This is a genomic window from Enterobacter cloacae complex sp. SHL021, from assembly GCF_049237765.1.
Taxonomy (GTDB): domain Bacteria; phylum Pseudomonadota; class Gammaproteobacteria; order Enterobacterales; family Enterobacteriaceae; genus Enterobacter; species Enterobacter cloacae.
The window spans coordinates 176,010-193,126 of sequence record NZ_JBMKJG010000004.1 but is presented as its reverse complement, the minus strand read 5'-3'; the positions used below and the strand labels follow the sequence as shown (position 1 = coordinate 193,126).

At 53.1% G+C, this 17,117-nt stretch carries 14 protein-coding genes; 8 read left to right on the top strand and 6 right to left on the bottom strand.

The features are described from left to right. Positions 1 to 46: 46 nt before the first annotated feature. Both speF and potE read left to right on the top strand, forming a co-directional pair. Positions 47 to 2,245 (top strand): ornithine decarboxylase SpeF, encoded by a 2,199-nt coding sequence (speF, locus tag ACOTZF_RS05715; RefSeq protein WP_062730145.1) that lies wholly within the window; start codon positions 47 to 49, stop codon positions 2,243 to 2,245. Further along, positions 2,242 to 3,555, top strand: coding sequence for a putrescine-ornithine antiporter (gene potE, locus ACOTZF_RS05710; protein ID WP_013097559.1), 1,314 nt, complete (start codon positions 2,242 to 2,244; stop codon positions 3,553 to 3,555). The genes speF and potE overlap by 4 nt, the downstream gene beginning before the upstream one ends. Positions 3,556 to 3,658: 103 nt before the next feature. Here potE and pgm read toward each other — a convergent pair whose 3' ends face one another. Both pgm and seqA read right to left on the bottom strand, forming a co-directional pair. Further along, positions 3,659 to 5,299 (bottom strand): phosphoglucomutase (alpha-D-glucose-1,6-bisphosphate-dependent), encoded by a 1,641-nt coding sequence (gene pgm / locus ACOTZF_RS05705; protein WP_310824337.1) that lies wholly within the window; start codon positions 5,297 to 5,299, stop codon positions 3,659 to 3,661. A 24-nt stretch (positions 5,300 to 5,323) separates the two neighbouring features. After that, on the bottom strand, positions 5,324 to 5,872 hold the full coding sequence (seqA, locus tag ACOTZF_RS05700) for a replication initiation negative regulator SeqA (RefSeq protein ID WP_020684949.1): 549 nt from the start codon (positions 5,870 to 5,872) through the stop codon (positions 5,324 to 5,326). A 183-nt stretch (positions 5,873 to 6,055) separates the two neighbouring features. Between seqA and ybfF the strand changes: the two genes are divergently transcribed. The 4 genes from ybfF (at position 6,056) to fur (ending at position 8,668) form a co-directional block, all read left to right on the top strand. Beyond that, the gene (ybfF, locus tag ACOTZF_RS05695; RefSeq protein WP_129251520.1) at positions 6,056 to 6,829 is read left to right on the top strand and encodes an esterase; all 774 of its coding nucleotides are present in this window, start codon (positions 6,056 to 6,058) and stop codon (positions 6,827 to 6,829) included. 128 nt (positions 6,830 to 6,957) lie between these two features. Beyond that, entirely contained in the window at positions 6,958 to 7,245 is a 288-nt protein-coding gene (gene ybfE / locus ACOTZF_RS05690) for a LexA regulated protein (RefSeq protein ID WP_013097563.1), read from the top strand. A gap of 155 nt (positions 7,246 to 7,400) precedes the next feature. Then, on the top strand, positions 7,401 to 7,931 hold the full coding sequence (gene fldA, locus ACOTZF_RS05685; protein ID WP_008501067.1) for a flavodoxin FldA: 531 nt from the start codon (positions 7,401 to 7,403) through the stop codon (positions 7,929 to 7,931). Between the two features lie 290 nt (positions 7,932 to 8,221). Then, positions 8,222 to 8,668 (top strand): ferric iron uptake transcriptional regulator, encoded by a 447-nt coding sequence (fur, locus tag ACOTZF_RS05680; RefSeq protein ID WP_010428651.1) that lies wholly within the window; start codon positions 8,222 to 8,224, stop codon positions 8,666 to 8,668. Between the two features lie 105 nt (positions 8,669 to 8,773). On the opposite strand, the gene chiQ is transcribed toward fur, so the two are convergent. The 4 genes from chiQ to nagE form a co-directional block, all read right to left on the bottom strand. Further along, on the bottom strand, positions 8,774 to 9,103 hold the full coding sequence (gene chiQ / locus ACOTZF_RS05675) for a ChiQ/YbfN family lipoprotein (RefSeq protein ID WP_013097564.1): 330 nt from the start codon (positions 9,101 to 9,103) through the stop codon (positions 8,774 to 8,776). Positions 9,104 to 9,147: 44 nt separating this feature from the next. After that, positions 9,148 to 10,545 carry a chitoporin ChiP gene (gene chiP / locus ACOTZF_RS05670; protein WP_038418907.1) on the bottom strand — a complete coding sequence of 466 codons (1,398 nt, stop codon included), beginning with the start codon at positions 10,543 to 10,545 and terminating at the stop codon, positions 9,148 to 9,150. 447 nt (positions 10,546 to 10,992) lie between these two features. Beyond that, positions 10,993 to 12,660: a glutamine--tRNA ligase gene (gene glnS / locus ACOTZF_RS05665; protein WP_013097566.1), complete on the bottom strand. Its 1,668-nt coding sequence runs from the start codon at positions 12,658 to 12,660 to the stop codon at positions 10,993 to 10,995. A gap of 169 nt (positions 12,661 to 12,829) precedes the next feature. Next, positions 12,830 to 14,779, bottom strand: coding sequence for a PTS N-acetyl glucosamine transporter subunit IIABC (gene nagE, locus ACOTZF_RS05660; RefSeq protein ID WP_020684946.1), 1,950 nt, complete (start codon positions 14,777 to 14,779; stop codon positions 12,830 to 12,832). A gap of 329 nt (positions 14,780 to 15,108) precedes the next feature. Here nagE and nagB point away from each other — a divergent pair, with 329 nt between their 5' ends. Together nagB and nagA are read left to right on the top strand one after the other, a co-directional pair. Further along, positions 15,109 to 15,909, top strand: a complete 801-nt coding sequence (gene nagB / locus ACOTZF_RS05655; RefSeq protein ID WP_095439891.1) for a glucosamine-6-phosphate deaminase — start codon at positions 15,109 to 15,111, stop codon at positions 15,907 to 15,909. A gap of 55 nt (positions 15,910 to 15,964) precedes the next feature. Beyond that, on the top strand, positions 15,965 to 17,113 hold the full coding sequence (nagA, locus tag ACOTZF_RS05650; protein WP_013097569.1) for an N-acetylglucosamine-6-phosphate deacetylase: 1,149 nt from the start codon (positions 15,965 to 15,967) through the stop codon (positions 17,111 to 17,113). The last annotated feature ends 4 nt before the right edge of the window (positions 17,114 to 17,117 follow it).

The following is a 17,117-nucleotide window of genomic DNA, read 5'->3' as shown; positions in this document are numbered from 1 at the left end:
AGCGAGAAATCGAGGGACGTATATTGCCTTAAATAAAGAGAGAAAGATGAAAAGTTTAAAAATTGCAGCCAGCCGTGCATGCCCTGATTGCTTTACCACTCACCGTGAACTGGTAGATGTCAGCACCTCTGATTATATTGACGTCGCCGCCATTGTTCTGGCCGTGAGCGATATTTCCAGTGGCACTCTGGAAGAAATAGAAGCTACCGGGTTTGGTATTCCCGTATTTATTGCGACACATAAAGAAGAGTTCATTCCGGCTGAATATTTATCGCGCATCCACGGTGTGTTTGAGTGTTCAGAGACCAGTAACGACTTTTACGGACGTCAACTGGAAGCGGCCGCGCAGAAGTACGAAACCCAGCTACGCCCCCCGTTTTTCCGCGCACTGGTCGACTACGTGAATCAGGGCAACAGCGCATTTGATTGTCCGGGGCATCAGGGTGGGCAATTTTTCCGCCGTCATCCTGCCGGTAATCAATTTGTCGATTTCTTCGGCGAAACGCTTTTCCGCTCCGATCTGTGCAACGCCGACGTGGCCATGGGGGATCTGCTGATTCATGAAGGCGCGCCGTGCATTGCCCAGCAACACGCGGCGAAAGTGTTTAATGCGGATAAAACCTACTTTGTGCTGAACGGTACCTCATCATCCAACAAAGTGGTGCTAAACGCCCTGCTCACCCCCGGCGACCTGGTGCTGTTCGATCGTAATAACCATAAATCCAACCACCACGGAGCCCTGCTTCAGGCGGGTGCCATGCCGGTCTATCTGGAAACTGCGCGCAACCCGTACGGCTTTATTGGTGGCATTGATGCCCACTGCTTTGAGGAGAGCTACCTGCGCGAGCTGGTATCGGAAGTGGCGCCGGGTCGTGCGCGTGACGAACGTCCGTTCCGTCTGGCGGTGATCCAGCTGGGCACCTACGATGGCACCATTTATAACGCCCGCCAGGTCGTCGATAAAATTGGTCACCTGTGCGACTACATCCTGTTCGATTCTGCCTGGGTGGGCTACGAGCAATTTATTCCGATGATGGCCGACTGCTCTCCGCTGCTGCTGGAGCTGAACGAAAACGATCCGGGGATTCTGGTTACGCAGTCGGTCCATAAACAGCAGGCGGGTTTTTCGCAGACCTCGCAAATTCACAAGAAAGACCGCCATATTAAAGGCCAACCGCGCTATGTCCCGCACAAGCGCCTGAATAACGCCTTTATGATGCACGCCTCCACCAGCCCGTTCTACCCCCTGTTTGCCGCACTGGATATCAACGCCCGCATGCACGAGGGGCAGAGTGGCCGCAATATGTGGATGGACTGCGTGGTTACCGGCATTGAAGCACGCAAGCTGATCCTGGAGAACTGCCAGTTTATTCGCCCGTTCGTGCCGGAGCTGGTAGATGGCCGTCCGTGGGAAAGCTGGGACACGGCTGAAATTGCCACCGACCTGCGCTTCTTCCACTTTGTGCCGGGTGAAAACTGGCACGCTTTTGAAGGGTATGCCGAGCATCAATACTTTATCGACCCGTGCAAACTGCTGTTGACCACGCCGGGCATCAACGCCCGTACCGGCGAGTATGAGGATTTCGGCGTGCCCGCCACCATCCTGGCTAACTTCCTGCGTGAAAACAGCATCGTGCCGGAGAAATGCGATCTCAACTCGATCCTGTTCCTGCTGACCCCTGCGGAAGATATGGGCAAGCTGCAGCAGCTGGTGGCACAGTTGGTGCGTTTCGAAAAACTGCTTCAGACCGATGCGCCATTAAAAGAGGTGCTTCCGTCTATCTGTAAGCAATACCCGGAACGCTACGCCGGTTATACCCTGCGCCAGATATGCCAGGAGATGCATGAACTGTACGCCCGCCATAACGTGAAACAGCTGCAAAAAGAGATGTTCCGCAAGTCTCACTTCCCTCGCGTGATGATGAACCCGCAGGACGCAAACTATGCGTATCTGCGTGGTGAGGTTGAACTGGTCTCGCTGCGTGATGCGGAAGGCCGCATTGCCGCCGAAGGCGCCCTGCCTTACCCACCAGGCGTGCTGTGCGTGGTTCCGGGTGAAGTCTGGGGAGGCTCCGTCCTGCGCTACTTTGCCGCGCTGGAAGAGGGTATCAACCTTTTACCGGGCTTCGCACCGGAACTACAGGGTGTGTACGTCGAGGAGTGTGACGGACGCAAACAGGTTCGCTGTAACGTCATCAAACAACCCGCCGCTCAGCCCGCGCTGCTGAAAGGAGAAAAATTATGAGTAAGTCCAACAAGATGGGCGTGGTGCAACTGACCATCCTCACCATGGTTAACATGATGGGGTCAGGGATTATTATGCTGCCCACCAAACTTGCCGAGGTGGGTACCATTTCGATTATCTCCTGGCTGGTAACCGCGGTCGGCTCCATGGCGCTGGCATGGGCATTTGCCAAATGCGGAATGTTCAGCCGTAAGTCAGGCGGGATGGGCGGCTACGCCGAATACGCCTTCGGCAAATCTGGCAACTTTATGGCTAACTACACCTATGGCGTGTCGCTGCTGATCGCCAACGTGGCGATTGCCATCTCCGCCGTGGGTTACGGTACGGAGCTGTTTGGTGCCACGCTCAGCCCGGTGCAAATTGGTTTGGCCACCATCGGCGTATTGTGGATCTGCACCGTGGCCAACTTTGGCGGCGCGCGCATCACCGGCCAGCTGAGTAGCATCACCGTCTGGGGCGTGATTATCCCGGTTGTCGGGCTGTGCATCATCGGCTGGTTCTGGTTCAGTCCGACCCTGTACGCGAACTCCTGGAACCCGCACCATGTGCCGTTCTTTTCCGCTGTGGGGTCCTCTATCGCCATGACGCTGTGGGCCTTCCTCGGTCTGGAATCCGCCTGCGCAAACGCGGAAGTGGTAGAGAACCCGGAAAAGAACGTCCCGATTGCCGTTCTTGGCGGAACGCTGGGCGCGGCGGTGATCTATATCGTCTCCACTAACGTTATTGCCGGTATCGTACCGAACATGGATTTGGCTAACTCCACGGCGCCGTTTGGGCTGGCCTTCGCGCAGATGTTCACCCCGGAAGTCGGGAAAGTGATCATGGGGCTGATGGTCATGTCCTGTTGCGGTTCACTCCTCGGCTGGCAGTTCACCATCGCGCAGGTGTTTAAATCTTCGGCTGACGAAGGTTACTTCCCGAAAATCTTCTCCCGGGTGACCAAAGCCGATGCGCCGGTGCAGGGCATGCTGGCCATTGTCATCTTCCAGAGCGGATTGTCGCTGATGACCATTAGCCCGTCGCTGAACAGCCAGTTCAACGTGCTGGTCAACCTGGCGGTGGTGACGAATATCATTCCATATATTCTGTCGATGGCGGCGCTGGTGATCATTCAGAAGGTGGCGAAAGTTGATCCCCGCAAAGCACGGGCGGCCAATATTGTGGCGCTGATTGGGGCGATTTACAGCTTCTATGCGCTCTACTCATCCGGCCAGGAGGCGATGCTTTATGGTGCGATGGTGACCTTTATGGGCTGGACGCTGTACGGGCTGGTCTCACCGCGGTTTGAATTGAAGAATAAACATAGTTAGGTAAAAGCAAAACGGCAACCCAGGGGTTGCCGTTTTTAGTGTTTTCACCCTCTCCCTGTTGGAGAGGGCCGGGGTGAGGGCATCAGCCCGCACCGAACACCACTTACGCGTTTTTCAGCACTTCGCTGACAATCTCTACCGCTTCTTTCTCAATCTGCTGGCGATGCTCAGCGCCGAGGAAGCTTTCACAATAGATTTTGTACGCATCTTCCGTACCGGATGGACGCGCGGCGAACCAGCCATTTTCGGTCATCACTTTCAGACCACCGATAGAGGCACCGTTACCCGGCGCTGCCGTCAGACGGGCCGTGATGGGATCACCGGCCAGCGTGCTGGCACTGACCATCTCCGGAGAGAGTTTAGACAGGGCTGCTTTCTGTGCGGAGGTCGCGCTTGCCTGGATACGGTTGTAGCTCGGAGCACCAAAGCGCGCCGCCAGCTCGTCGTAGTGTTCCTGCGGGTTCTTGCCGGTGACCGCGGTGATCTCCGCCGCCAGCAGACACATGATGATACCGTCTTTGTCGGTTGACCATGGTGTGCCATCGAAACGCAGGAAGGATGCCCCCGCGCTCTCTTCACCACCAAAGCCGAAGCTGCCGTTATGCAGACCATCAACAAACCATTTAAAACCAACCGGCACTTCCACCAGCTTGCGACCCAGCGCGTCAACCACGCGGTCGATCATGGCTGAAGAGACCAGCGTTTTACCCACAGCCACCTCTTTGCCCCACTGCGGGCGGTGCTGGAACAGGTAGTTGATTGCCACAGCCAGGTAGTGGTTTGGGTTCATCAGCCCGGCCGGGGTAACGATACCGTGGCGGTCATAATCCGGGTCGTTGGCGAAGGCCAGATCGAATTTGTCACGCAGTGCCAGCAGGCCTGCCATCGCGCACTCAGAGGAGCAGTCCATACGGATCGCACCGTCTTTATCAAGGTGCATAAAGCGGAAGGTCTGATCGACGTGATCGTTAACGATGGTCAGATCCAGCTTGTAATGCTCTGCAATGCGTTTCCAGTATTCAATACCGGAGCCGCCCAGCGGATCCACACCCAGCTTCAGGCCGGCTTTCTGGATAGCCGCCATATCGACGATATCCGCCAGCCCTTCCACGAATGGCTGCACCAGATCCTGCTCTTTCACGTGGCCGGACGCCATGGCCGCATCCAGAGAAATACGCTTAACGCCTTTCAGACCATCGGCCATTAAGGCGTTGGCGCGGTCTTCCATCACTTTGGTGACGTTGGTATCTGCCGGGCCACCGTTAGGTGGGTTGTATTTGATACCACCGTCTTCCGGCGGGTTGTGAGAAGGCGTGATAACGATACCGTCAGCCTGTGGGCCACCTTTTTTGTTGTGCACAAGGATAGCGTTAGAAACGGCAGGCGTTGGGGTGAAACCGTTATTTTCCTGCACAATTACATCAACGCCGTTCGCCGCCAGAACTTCCAGCACGGAAATGAATGCCGGTTCAGACAGGGCGTGAGTATCTTTCCCCACGTAGCACGGACCGGTAACACCATTTTTGGCGCGCTCTTCCGCGATGGCCTGAGCAATGGCCAGAATGTGCGGTTCGTTAAAGCTATGGCGTGCCGCGCTACCGCGATGGCCTGATGTCCCAAACTTCACTGCGTGTTCTGCGTTGCCCACGACCGGTTTCAGCACATAATACTGCGCGGTCAGCTGAGCGACGTTAATCAAATCGCTTTGTTGTGCAGGTTGGCCTGCACGGCTGTGATTTGCCATTACCGGGTCCTTCTGATGCAAGGGTTAAATTGTACCGCAAACCTTTTCAATCAATTCCGCCGGGAACTGCATGGACTGCATGATGTGTTCAACCATGCTGCACTTGCGGCCCGTATTGGTATTGGTGATGACCCAGTACGGTGTGCCAGGGACATGTTTAGGTTTGGTCTGGTTGCCATTTTGCAGCAGCGTCTGCTCGTCGCCCGCGAAATAGACGCGCGTGCGACCGTGCAGCGACTCAGTCGCTTCAGCAAACGCCTTGTTATCCAGTGAATAAAGTGTAGACAGCACCAGCATGAAGCGGTTGACCGCTTTTTTCTGCTCTGCATATTCATCAGACAGCAGCAGCTCGCGCATCGCACGTACTTTGTCTTTCACCTGCACGACGGCAGGTTTTGCTTGTGCAACAACACTCGGCTGAGACACGACATCTTTAGTGGCTGGGGTAGCAGACGGTGAGGCGGCGGAAATTTTAAGCATACGCCGTAAAATGTCGGACGCGCTCTCCCCGATATGCCGCGTTTGGCTGGCAATAAACTGATAGAGTTCGTCATCAACTTCGATTGTTTTCATCTTAATCCAGTGCGATATCTTATCTGAATACAAGTCGTTGAGATTATAAAGTCAAATCCCAACAGCGGATAGCGTCAAACCAGGTTGGCGGCAAAAGTCAGATTAAACTGGAACCTTGCAGCCGGGCGGCAGAATGGTCAACATAATACCCTAACCTGTCACACCTAAAAAAAGAACTTTGCCATGAAATTGAATACCCGAGCGCAATCTGCACAATCGCCGAACACGAATCCTCCCATCGTACTGGTTCACGGGCTGTTTGGCAGCCTGGATAACCTGGGCGTGCTGGCACGCGATCTGGTTACCGATCACGATATTTTGCAAGTGGATATGCGAAATCATGGCCTTTCCGGGCGTTCAGAAGAGATGACCTATGCGGCCATGGCGCAGGATCTGCTGGATACGCTGGATGCCAACACTCTCGAGAAAGTGACGTTGATCGGGCATTCAATGGGCGGCAAAGCGGTCATGGCCCTGACGGCTCTGGCACCAGACAGAATAAGTGGCCTGGTGGTCATAGATGTCGCCCCGGTGGATTACAACGTCCGTCGCCATGATGAGATTTTCGCCGCCATCAACGCGGTGACCAACGCTGGCGTCTCGACGCGCCAACAGGCAGCCGTCGTTATGCGTGAGCATCTGGATGAAGAAGGGGTTATCCAGTTTCTGCTGAAATCGTTCGTTGACGGCCAGTGGCGGTTCAACGTGCCGGTGCTGTGGGAGCAGTACGATAACATCGTTGGTTGGGAAACCGTTCCGGCATGGCCGCACCCTACCCTCTTCATTCGTGGCGGCAATTCGCCCTACGTTACCGACGCCTGTCGCGATACCCTGCTGGCGCAATTCCCGCAGGCACGCGCTCATGTCATAGCTGGCGCCGGACATTGGGTTCATGCGGAAAAACCAGACGCCGTCTTACGCGCCATTCGCCGCTATCTGACTGATACGGCAAATTGATTAAAAAGAGAGCGACTGGAAGGCTGCGGGCTTCCAGTCGTTGGCGTGCCGTTTTTGGTGATGTATGATGGCGCGCTTATCGCCCAGGCATTAGCAGGGCGGCGTGTTTCCCCCGAAGTCTCAGAATCATGGCCAAAGAACAAACGGACCGTACGACACTAGATCTGTTCGCGAATGAGCGTCGACCGGGACGACCAAAAACGAATCCGCTTTCGCGCGACGAACAGCTGCGTATTAATAAACGCAACCAGCTTAAACGCGATAAAAATCGTGGGCTTAAGCGTGTCGAACTGAAGCTCAACGCCGACGCTGTCGATGCGCTAAACGAACTGGCTGACGCGCGTAATATCAGCCGCAGCGAGCTGATCGAAGAGATGTTACTCACCCAACTCGAGACCATGCGCAGTAAGGCATAAGTCCGAAAAATCCCTTTATTACCCTTTTCATGTAGCACAGAGTGCAGTCCTGCGCGATAGCTGTTTCCGCAGGGTTGCCTGTTCTGCTATTATTGCCTTTATCCGTGGACAAATTGCGCCACCATACCATTAAGTATCAAGAGGTTATTTTACTCATGGCAATTATCGGCATTTTCTTCGGCAGTGATACCGGCAATACCGAAAATATCGCAAAAAACATTCAGAAACAGCTCGGTAAAGACGTTGCCGATGTGCACGACATCGCCAAGAGCAGCAAAGAAGATCTCGAAGGCTATGACATCCTGCTGCTGGGTATTCCGACCTGGTATTACGGTGAAGCCCAGTGTGACTGGGATGATTTCTTCCCAACGCTGGAAGAGGTGGATTTCAACGGCAAGCTGGTTGCCCTGTTTGGCTGCGGCGACCAGGAAGACTATGCAGAGTACTTCTGTGATGCGCTGGGCACCATCCGCGACATTATTGAGCCAAACGGTGCCGTTATTGTAGGTCACTGGCCTACCGCTGGTTACCACTTCGAAGCGTCTAAAGGTCTGGCAGACGACGATCACTTCGTGGGTCTGGCGATTGACGAAGATCGTCAGCCAGAACTGACCGCCGAGCGCGTTGAAAAATGGGTTAAGCAGATCCGTGAAGAGCTGCACCTGGACGATATTCTCAACGCCTGATGATTCTTGCGGCGCAACGGTGGTTGCGCCCATAAACCAGGTCAAACCGATTAAATTAATTGCTACAATCTTTTAACTTTTTCGCCCAGACCTGTACAATGACCCCCTGATAAAACGTGGCTTTCACAATGCAAGTTTGTTGGTGATACCACGTTTTTATAAGCATACTTTACCTGAGACTTGCAGTTTTCATTTAGCCATGGCAGTTCTATAATGAGACGCATTATCCCGGGTGCAATTTCTGTCACTTCCTACAGAAGTGAATCGTTTAGCAACAGGACAGATTCCGCATGACTGACAACAATACCGCATTAAAGAAGGCTGGCCTGAAAGTTACGCTTCCTCGGTTAAAAATCCTTGAAGTGCTTCAGGGTCCAGACAATCACCATGTCAGTGCGGAAGACCTTTATAAGCGTCTTATCGACATGGGCGAAGAGATTGGGCTGGCAACCGTCTATCGTGTGCTGAACCAGTTTGATGACGCGGGCATTGTCACCCGTCATAATTTCGAAGGCGGTAAATCTGTATTCGAACTGACTCAACAGCATCACCACGATCACCTGATCTGCCTGGATTGCGGCAAGGTCATTGAATTCAGCGATGATTCCATTGAATCCCGCCAGCGTGAAATCGCCGCACGTCACGGTATCCGCCTGACGAACCACAGCCTGTACCTGTATGGTCACTGCGCTGAAGGCGATTGCCGCGAAGACGATCACGCGCACGACGCGAAATAAACACGTTTCATACTCTGAGCCAGCCGCAAGGTTGGCTTTTTTTTGCCTGCGGTCTGGCAAAAAAAAGCCCGGCAGCGCAGCGCTACCGGGCATGATAACAGCGGGTTAATGGCTGTTGTTGCTGCGAATCTCTTTCCAGATCTGATCGCAACGCTTCGCGACTTCCTGATCGTTACCGGTTTTACGCGCCTGGATACAGGCCTGATAATCCATTACGCGAATATTCTCCTGGGTTGCGAACTGTTCATGCGCTTTCTCTTTTTTCAGCACATTCAGCACGCTCTGACAGGCTTCGATCTTCTCCGGCGAACCTTCCGCCGTATTGATACACGCGCTGTAGGCTTCTTTCAGACGGGAGTCCTCTTTCGGGGCCTGATTCTGCGCACAAGCCACCAGTCCCGATGCCAGCAACGCGACGATTACAATCTTTTTCATATGTAGTCTCCGGTCCGGCGGGAATTACCCCGCCGGACGAGTCATCAGAAGATGGTGAACGGTGCGATAACCATGAATTTCACGTCGCGTTCATCCTGGAAGATGTTGCCGTAACCGCCCGCGTAGCTCGGGATATCGGAGTGGTTGTCGTATTGTGTAAAGTGCAGTTTGAACATAGTACCTTTGGCGCGACCATCCTGCAGGGTGTAGATCGCATCCAGGCTGTAAGCGGATTCTTTGAGACGATAGTTTGGATCGTAGTATGCGTCTGGCGTTGCCATATCAGCAGGCTTCGCATCCCATGCGTAGGCGTAAGATGCCCCCACCGCCCAGCCTGGCAGGTTCCAGTTTTTCAGATCATACATTGCGCCGAAGAAGACTGCTTTTTCGCCATCGGCGTTGAAGTCGGAACGGTTATCCCACCAGATATCCAGACGACCGTTTGAAGAGGCATAGGTTGGGGTCATACGCTGCAGGAAGTAGCCCTGCTGCCCTTCCGCTTTTACCCACGTTCCTTCAAGACGCAAATCTACCTGACCGACTTTGTAGCCGAAGGTCAGCGCCTGCAACCACGCCGTGCCGTCATAAATATCATTCACGCCACCATCACTGACTTTATCTCGCGTACCGTAGAACTGGTAGCTGGTACTCAGCGGGCTACCCGCGATGTCAAATTTATAACTGGCCTTAGCAAAATACTGATCGATATAACCTTCCGCCTGACCAAATGCCGCTTCAAGCACTAAATCATTTTTAAAGTCGTACTTCGCGCCCAGCGAGTGAAGATAATCCACTTTGGTCTTTTTATCGTTCTGGTAGAACTTGTCCATTTCGATATGCCACGGCGCTTTATACTCGTTGGTCCACATATACGAGAAGCTCAACGCACCTGCGTCACCGTAATCAAAATTGGCGCCCGCTTCTGCCCCCTGATAGGTACCTGGCATAAAGCTCCAGTGCGGTGCTAACAGGGTTTGACCGGTTGGCTGAATATAACCACCGCGCGCCCATACCGGGCCGTATTTAAATTTCGCGGCAGCTTTATACAGGCTGATACCGCTTTTATCTCCAGACCAGTCTTCTTTATACGCTTTATTACTGGAGGAGAAGGCTATTTCGTTCGGGTGGCCGCTGTCACCATTTTCCGCCATTTCAATTGCCGTAAAGGCGGCAATATCCAGGCCGAACATATCGGCAGCGTAACCAGACTGGAAATCCAGGTTGGCGTTCCAGGTAGAGTGAGAAAGGTTCGTTTTATATTTATCTTCCGTGACATCTTTACGGTCACGTTCACGCTGCCAGTAATAAATACCGCCCGTGAGGGTTGAATCATCGATGAAACCTGCTGCTTTAGCGTCTGGCGTCACCACCAGGCCTGACATTGCTGTCACACCGGCAATAGCCAGCGCCAGCGCACTACGTTTGCCACTGAACGTACGCATAGATTATTCCTCTTTGACGAATTAAAACGCCTAAAACGGCGAAAAATATAAAAGACCTGATGGTCAGGGGTAGTCGGAAATACCCTCGAATAACTACCGTCTTTAGGTTATTTTTCGTGACGCGAATTATCAATGCTTTTCGGTGGCTAATACTCAGGATTATGACGAAGAGCACATAATTGGTAGTGCTTTGTAACATTTAACGGGATGCCAGAACTGGCGGGGGAAAAGGCCGATTTTCAATAAGTAACGCGTTAAATCATATTCTTTTTACGGTGTGTCAGACTTTTGAAAGGGGATAAACTTTTTTTTAAAAAAAATAAGTAGCACCACATTGACCTGTTATTTTTATAAACGCTATTTGGCTACTGCTTTAAAGGCATGATCACTCTATAAAAAAACGCCGCATTACGCGGCGTTTGTTTCTCATTGACCAGCGCGGCGTTATTATTCGCCGATTTTCGTCCAGGTATCACGCAGACCGACCGTACGGTTAAATACCGGTTTTTCAGCGGTGCTGTGACGGCTGTCCAGGCAGAAGTAACCTTCACGTTCAAACTGGAACGCTTTACCCGCCTCAGCCGCTTTCAGGGATGGCTCAGCGTAACCCTGTTTGATGACCAGCGATTCCGGGTTAATGGTCGCCAGGAAGTCTTCTGCTGCGCCTGGGTTAGGCACGCTGAACAGACGATCGTACAGACGAATCTCTACCGGCAGCGCGTGTGATGCACTGACCCAGTGGATCACGCCTTTCACCTTACGACCGTCCGCCGGATCTTTGCTCAGGGTCTCGGCATCGTATGTGCAGAAGATCGTGGTGATGTTGCCTTCCGCATCTTTTTCTACGCGCTCAGCCTTGATCACATAGGCGTTACGCAGACGCACCTCTTTACCGAGCACCAGTCGCTTGTACTGTTTGTTCGCTTCTTCGCGGAAGTCAGCACGATCGATCCAGATTTCACCACTGAACGGTACGTCACGACTGCCCATCTCCGGTTTGTTCGGATGGTTAGGCATCGAGACCATTTCGCTCGCACCCTGCGGATAGTTTTCGATAACCAGTTTTACCGGGTCGATAACGGCCATCGCGCGCGGCGCGTTTTCGTTCAGATCTTCACGAATGCAGGATTCCAGAGACGCCATCTCAATGGTGTTATCCTGCTTGGTCACGCCAATGCGTTTGCAGAACTCACGGATTGACGCCGCGGTATAGCCGCGACGGCGCAGACCAGAGATGGTCGGCATACGTGGGTCGTCCCAGCCTTCAACGTGCTTATCGGTCACCAGCAGGTTCAGCTTACGCTTGGACATCACGGTGTATTCCAGATTCAGACGAGAGAACTCGTACTGACGCGGATGCACCGGAATCGTGATGTTATCCAGCACCCAGTCGTACAGACGACGGTTGTCCTGGAATTCCAGCGTACACAGCGAGTGGGTGATGCCTTCCAGCGCATCGCTGATGCAGTGGGTGAAGTCGTACATCGGGTAGATGCACCACTTGTTACCGGTCTGGTGATGTTCAGCGAATTTAATGCGGTACAGCACCGGGTCGCGCATCACGATAAACGGTGATGCCATATCGATTTTGGCACGCAGGCACGCTTTACCTTCCTCGAAGCCACCAGCACGCATTTTTTCAAACAGCGCCAGGTTCTCTTCCACGCTGCGATCGCGGAACGGGCTGTTTTTACCCGGTGCCGTCAGCGTGCCGCGGTATTCACGGATTTCATCCGCAGAGAGCTCGTCAACGTAGGCCAGACCTTTATTGATCAGCTCAACGGCATAGGCATACAGCTGATCGAAATAGTCAGAGGAGTAGCAGATATCGCCAGACCAGTTGAAGCCCAGCCATTGCACGTCGTTCTTAATGGACTCAACGTATTCGATGTCTTCTTTTACTGGGTTGGTGTCATCGAAACGCAGGTTGCACTGCCCCTGGTAATCCTGTGCGATACCAAAGTTCAGGCAGATCGATTTGGCGTGACCAATGTGCAGGTAGCCATTAGGCTCCGGCGGGAAACGCGTATGCACTGTGGTGTGCTTACCACTGGCCAGATCTTCATCGATGATCTGACGAATAAAGTTACTCGGGCGGGCTTCTGCCTCACTCATCGTGGATTCCTCAAAGCGTAAACAACGTATAACGGCATATGATCTTATAAGCCGGACGTAGTGACAACCCTTAAAACGTCCCGGAAGAAAATAATGGGGGCATTTGCTGCAAAAAAAAGCGGCGGAGGATCTCCCCCGCCGCTTAAGGCATGACTCTACTCAGGAGCGATTACTTGCCTTTAATCTCATACAGTGGCGTTTGCCCCGCAACCACCTGACCTTTCGCCTGAAGCACCAGGCCGCTGAAGTCGTCGATGTTGCTGCATACCACCGGGCTTATCATCGAACGGGCATTGGCGTTCAGGAAGTCCAGATCCATTTCCAGAATCGGCTGACCTGCAACCACTTCTGCGCCCTCTTCCACCAGGCGAGTAAAGCCCTGGCCGTTCAGCGCAACGGTATCAATACCCATATGAACCACGATCTCCGCGCCTTTTTCGGTTTCGAGGCAGAACGCGTGGTTGGTGTTGAAGATTTTCACGATGGTGCCCGCCGCAGGAGACACAACGGTTTTCTCCGTTGGTTTCACCGCAACACCGTCACCGACCGCTTTGCTGGCAAACGCTTCGTCAGGTACCTGCTCAAGCGCGACCACCTCACCCGTAACCGGTGAAACCAGCGCGGCGATAGTAGCGGCGTTTGGTACAGCCTGCGGTTTAGCAACCGGAGCATCAGCAACAGGCGCGCTATCCGTTGAGGCAGCAGCGACCGGTCCACGGGCAACCACTTTTTTCATTTCATCGCCGATAGATTCGGCTTTCGCACCCACAATAACCTGGATGGTTTGTTTGTTCAGTTTCACCACACCAGACGCGCCCAGGCGTTTGCACATGGCATCGCTTACGCGCGCAGAGTCGCCAACGGTCAGACGCAGACGGGTAATACAAGCATCAATGGCTTTCAGGTTGTCGGTACCGCCTACCGCGGCGATATAGCTGGTTGCCAGCTGGGTCAACCCTTCTTCGGTATTGCTGTTTGCTTCACTGGTTACGACGTCATCTTTAGTATCTTCGCGACCCGGCGTTTTGAGGTTAAACATACGAATAACCGCGCTGAACAGGAGGAAGTAGACAACGAAGAACACCAGGCCCATCACAACCAGCATCCAGACGTTTTTGCTGGCTGCCGGCAGGTTGTACATCAACACGTAGTCGATCGCACCGGCAGAGAAGGAGAAGCCCGCGTGAATGCCCAGCAGAGTGGCCACAAACAGGCTGATACCGGTAAGCACCGCGTGCATGAGGTACAGCAGCGGAGCCAGGAACATGAACAGGAATTCCAGTGGCTCAGTAACACCGGTCAGAAACGCCGTTACCGCAACAGAGAGCAGCATGCCGCCAACCATTGGGCGACGCGCTTTTGGCGCGGCCAGATACATTGCCAGCGCAGCGCCCGGCAGACCAAACATCATGATTGGGAAGAAACCAGACATGAACATGCCCGCGGTGCCGTCACCCGCGTAGAAGCGGTTGATATCACCGTGGAATACGGTACCTGCCGCGTTGGTAAACTCACCAATCTGGAACCATGCGATGGTGTTCAGAACCTGATGCAGGCCGGTTGGGATCAGCAGACGGTTGATGAAACCGAAGATACCTGCACCCATTGCGCCCGCAGACACGATCCACTCACCGCCTGCATGAATGGCATGCTGTACCGGCGGCCAGACATAACCAAAGATAGCGGCCAGAATCAGACAGAAAAAGCCGGTCGCAATCGGAACAAAGCGTTTTCCGCCAAAGAAGCTCAGGAAATCTGGCAGTTTGATACCCGCCCAACGGTTGTACACTGCACCGCCGACCAGACCGGTAATAATACCCGCCAGAACACCCATGTTGATTTCAGGGTTGATGGTTACCATCGCTTTGGTCAGGATGAAATAACCGACTGCCCCTGCCAGCGCCGCGGCACCCGCGCTGTCTTTAGACCAGCTGGACGCCACGCCGATGGCGAAAATCAGCGCCAGGTTGTCAAATATCGCACCACCCGCTTGCGCGATAAACGGCACGTTAAGAAGATCGGGTTGCCCGAATCGCAACAGCAGTGCTGCAACCGGTAGCACGGCGATAGGGAGCTGCAATGCCCTACCGAGGCGCTGGAAAAAACCTAAAATATTCATCCTATTCCCCCTACGAGACCCTTGTTAAGGCTCGTGCATTAACTATGTTTTTTATTGTGTCACGAACTAGAAATACAGTTGATGATTCACTGGCATTGTGAGTGTGTGAAAAATTAATTCGTATCACAAATTAAAAGCGTACTTTTTGTGATTTTTGTCACCAAATATCGTTTATAACCCTCCCTTTCACTGGCTAACATCGAAAACTTATTTTATCATTCGAAAAATCAAGACGGATTGATCCGGCCTGAAAGGTTCCAGGTTACGCTTAAGTATCAGGTCCCGATACCCATCCGCCCACTCTTCTACTTAAACTCTTGAGGTGAACAATGAGACTGATTCCCCTGGCAACTGCTGAACAAGTCGGTAAATGGGCCGCTCGCCATATCGTTAACCGTATTAACGCCTTCAAACCAACCGCCGATCGTCCTTTCGTACTTGGCCTCCCTACCGGCGGCACACCGCTGACCGCATATAAAGCACTGGTAGAGATGCACAAAGCAGGCCAGGTTAGCTTCAAACACGTTGTCACCTTCAACATGGATGAATATGTCGGCTTACCGAAGGATCACCCGGAAAGCTACCATAGCTTCATGCACCGTAATTTCTTTGATCACGTTGATATTCCAGCTGAAAACATTAATCTGCTGAATGGAAACGCGCCTGATATTGACGCAGAATGCCGTCAGTATGAAGAAAAAATCCGTTCTTACGGTAAAATCCACCTGTTTATGGGCGGTGTGGGTAACGATGGTCATATCGCGTTTAACGAACCCGCGTCGTCACTGGCGTCCCGTACCCGTATTAAAACGCTGACCCATGACACGCGCGTGGCAAACTCCCGCTTCTTTGATGGCGATGTGAACCAGGTTCCTAAATATGCCCTGACCGTCGGTGTCGGCACGCTGCTGGATGCCGAAGAAGTGATGATTCTGGTCCTGGGCAGCGTGAAAGCGCAGGCGCTCCAGGCTGCCGTTGAAGGCAACGTAAACCACATGTGGACCATCAGCTGCCTGCAGCTGCATCCAAAATCCGTCATCATCTGTGACGAACCGTCCACGATGGAACTGAAGGTGAAGACGCTGAAATACTTCAACGAGTTAGAAGCTGAGAACATCAAAGGTCTGTAATTGAATAACCGCCTCTTCATGAAGAGGCGGCCGCTTTTTTTAACCGGGGGTCGTTATGTACGCTTTAACCCACGGTCGGATTTATACCGGCCATGAAATTCTGGATGACCATGCGATTGTTATCGCCAATGGCCTGATTGAACGTGTTTGTCCGCTGGCAGAGCTGCCGCCGGAGATTGAACAGCGCTCACTCAATGGAGCAGTAATCTCCCCCGGTTTTATCGACGTACAGCTGAACGGCTGCGGCGGTGTGCAGTTTAACGACACCGCAGACGCCGTCACCGTCGAAACGCTGGAAATCATGCAGAAAGCGAACGAGAAATCGGGCTGCACCAGCTATCTGCCAACCCTCATCACCAGCAGCGATGAGCTGATGAAACAGGGTATCCGCGTTATGCGTGAATACCTGGCGAAACACCCAAATCAGGCTCTGGGTCTGCACCTTGAAGGGCCATGGCTGAATATGGTGAAGAAAGGGACGCATAATCCGGATTACGTGCGTAAACCTGATGCCGAACTGGTCGACTATATGTGTGCCAATGCGGATGTGATCACCAAAGTGACGCTGGCACCTGAAATGACCGGTACTGACGTGATCAGCAAACTGGCCGCCGCCGGGATTGTCGTGTCAGCGGGACATTCAAACGCCACGCTGAAAGAGGCAAAAGCCGGTTTCCGTGCGGGTATTACCTTTGCGACACACCTGTATAACGCCATGCCGTATATCACGGGTCGTGAACCGGGGCTGGTTGGGGCGATTCTGGATGAGCCAGACGTTTACTGCGGCATCATCGCGGACGGTTTACACGTCGATTACACCAACATTCGCAACGCCAAGCGGCTGAAAGGTGACAAGCTTTGCCTGGTGACGGATGCCACCGCACCGGCAGGTGCAAATATTGAGCAGTTCATTTTTGCCGGTAAAACAATATACTACCGCAACGGACTGTGTGTGGATGAAAACGGTACGTTGAGCGGCTCCTCCCTGACCATGATTGAAGGCGTGCGTAACCTGGTCGAGCATTGCGGCATTGCGCTTGAAGAAGTGCTGCGCATGGCAACCCTTTATCCTGCGCGTGCCATCGGCGTGGATAAACAGCTTGGCGGAATTGCACCAGGCATGGTTGCAAACCTGACGGCATTCACACACGATTATAAAATTATTAAGACCATCGTTAATGGTAACGAGGTCGTCACTGAGTAAGTAA

Coding starts and splice junctions, on each gene's coding strand:
- nagA (WP_013097569.1), top strand. CDS start 15,965: ATGTACGCTTTAACCCACGGTCGGATTTATACCGGCCATGAAATTCTG.
- nagB (WP_095439891.1), top strand. CDS start 15,109: ATGAGACTGATTCCCCTGGCAACTGCTGAACAAGTCGGTAAATGGGCC.
- pgm (WP_310824337.1), bottom strand. CDS start 5,299: ATGGCAAATCACAGCCGTGCAGGCCAACCTGCACAACAAAGCGATTTG.
- ybfE (WP_013097563.1), top strand. CDS start 6,958: ATGGCCAAAGAACAAACGGACCGTACGACACTAGATCTGTTCGCGAAT.
- potE (WP_013097559.1), top strand. CDS start 2,242: ATGAGTAAGTCCAACAAGATGGGCGTGGTGCAACTGACCATCCTCACC.
- chiQ (WP_013097564.1), bottom strand. CDS start 9,103: ATGAAAAAGATTGTAATCGTCGCGTTGCTGGCATCGGGACTGGTGGCT.
- fldA (WP_008501067.1), top strand. CDS start 7,401: ATGGCAATTATCGGCATTTTCTTCGGCAGTGATACCGGCAATACCGAA.
- speF (WP_062730145.1), top strand. CDS start 47: ATGAAAAGTTTAAAAATTGCAGCCAGCCGTGCATGCCCTGATTGCTTT.
- nagE (WP_020684946.1), bottom strand. CDS start 14,779: ATGAATATTTTAGGTTTTTTCCAGCGCCTCGGTAGGGCATTGCAGCTC.
- chiP (WP_038418907.1), bottom strand. CDS start 10,545: ATGCGTACGTTCAGTGGCAAACGTAGTGCGCTGGCGCTGGCTATTGCC.
- fur (WP_010428651.1), top strand. CDS start 8,222: ATGACTGACAACAATACCGCATTAAAGAAGGCTGGCCTGAAAGTTACG.
- seqA (WP_020684949.1), bottom strand. CDS start 5,872: ATGAAAACAATCGAAGTTGATGACGAACTCTATCAGTTTATTGCCAGC.
- ybfF (WP_129251520.1), top strand. CDS start 6,056: ATGAAATTGAATACCCGAGCGCAATCTGCACAATCGCCGAACACGAAT.
- glnS (WP_013097566.1), bottom strand. CDS start 12,660: ATGAGTGAGGCAGAAGCCCGCCCGAGTAACTTTATTCGTCAGATCATC.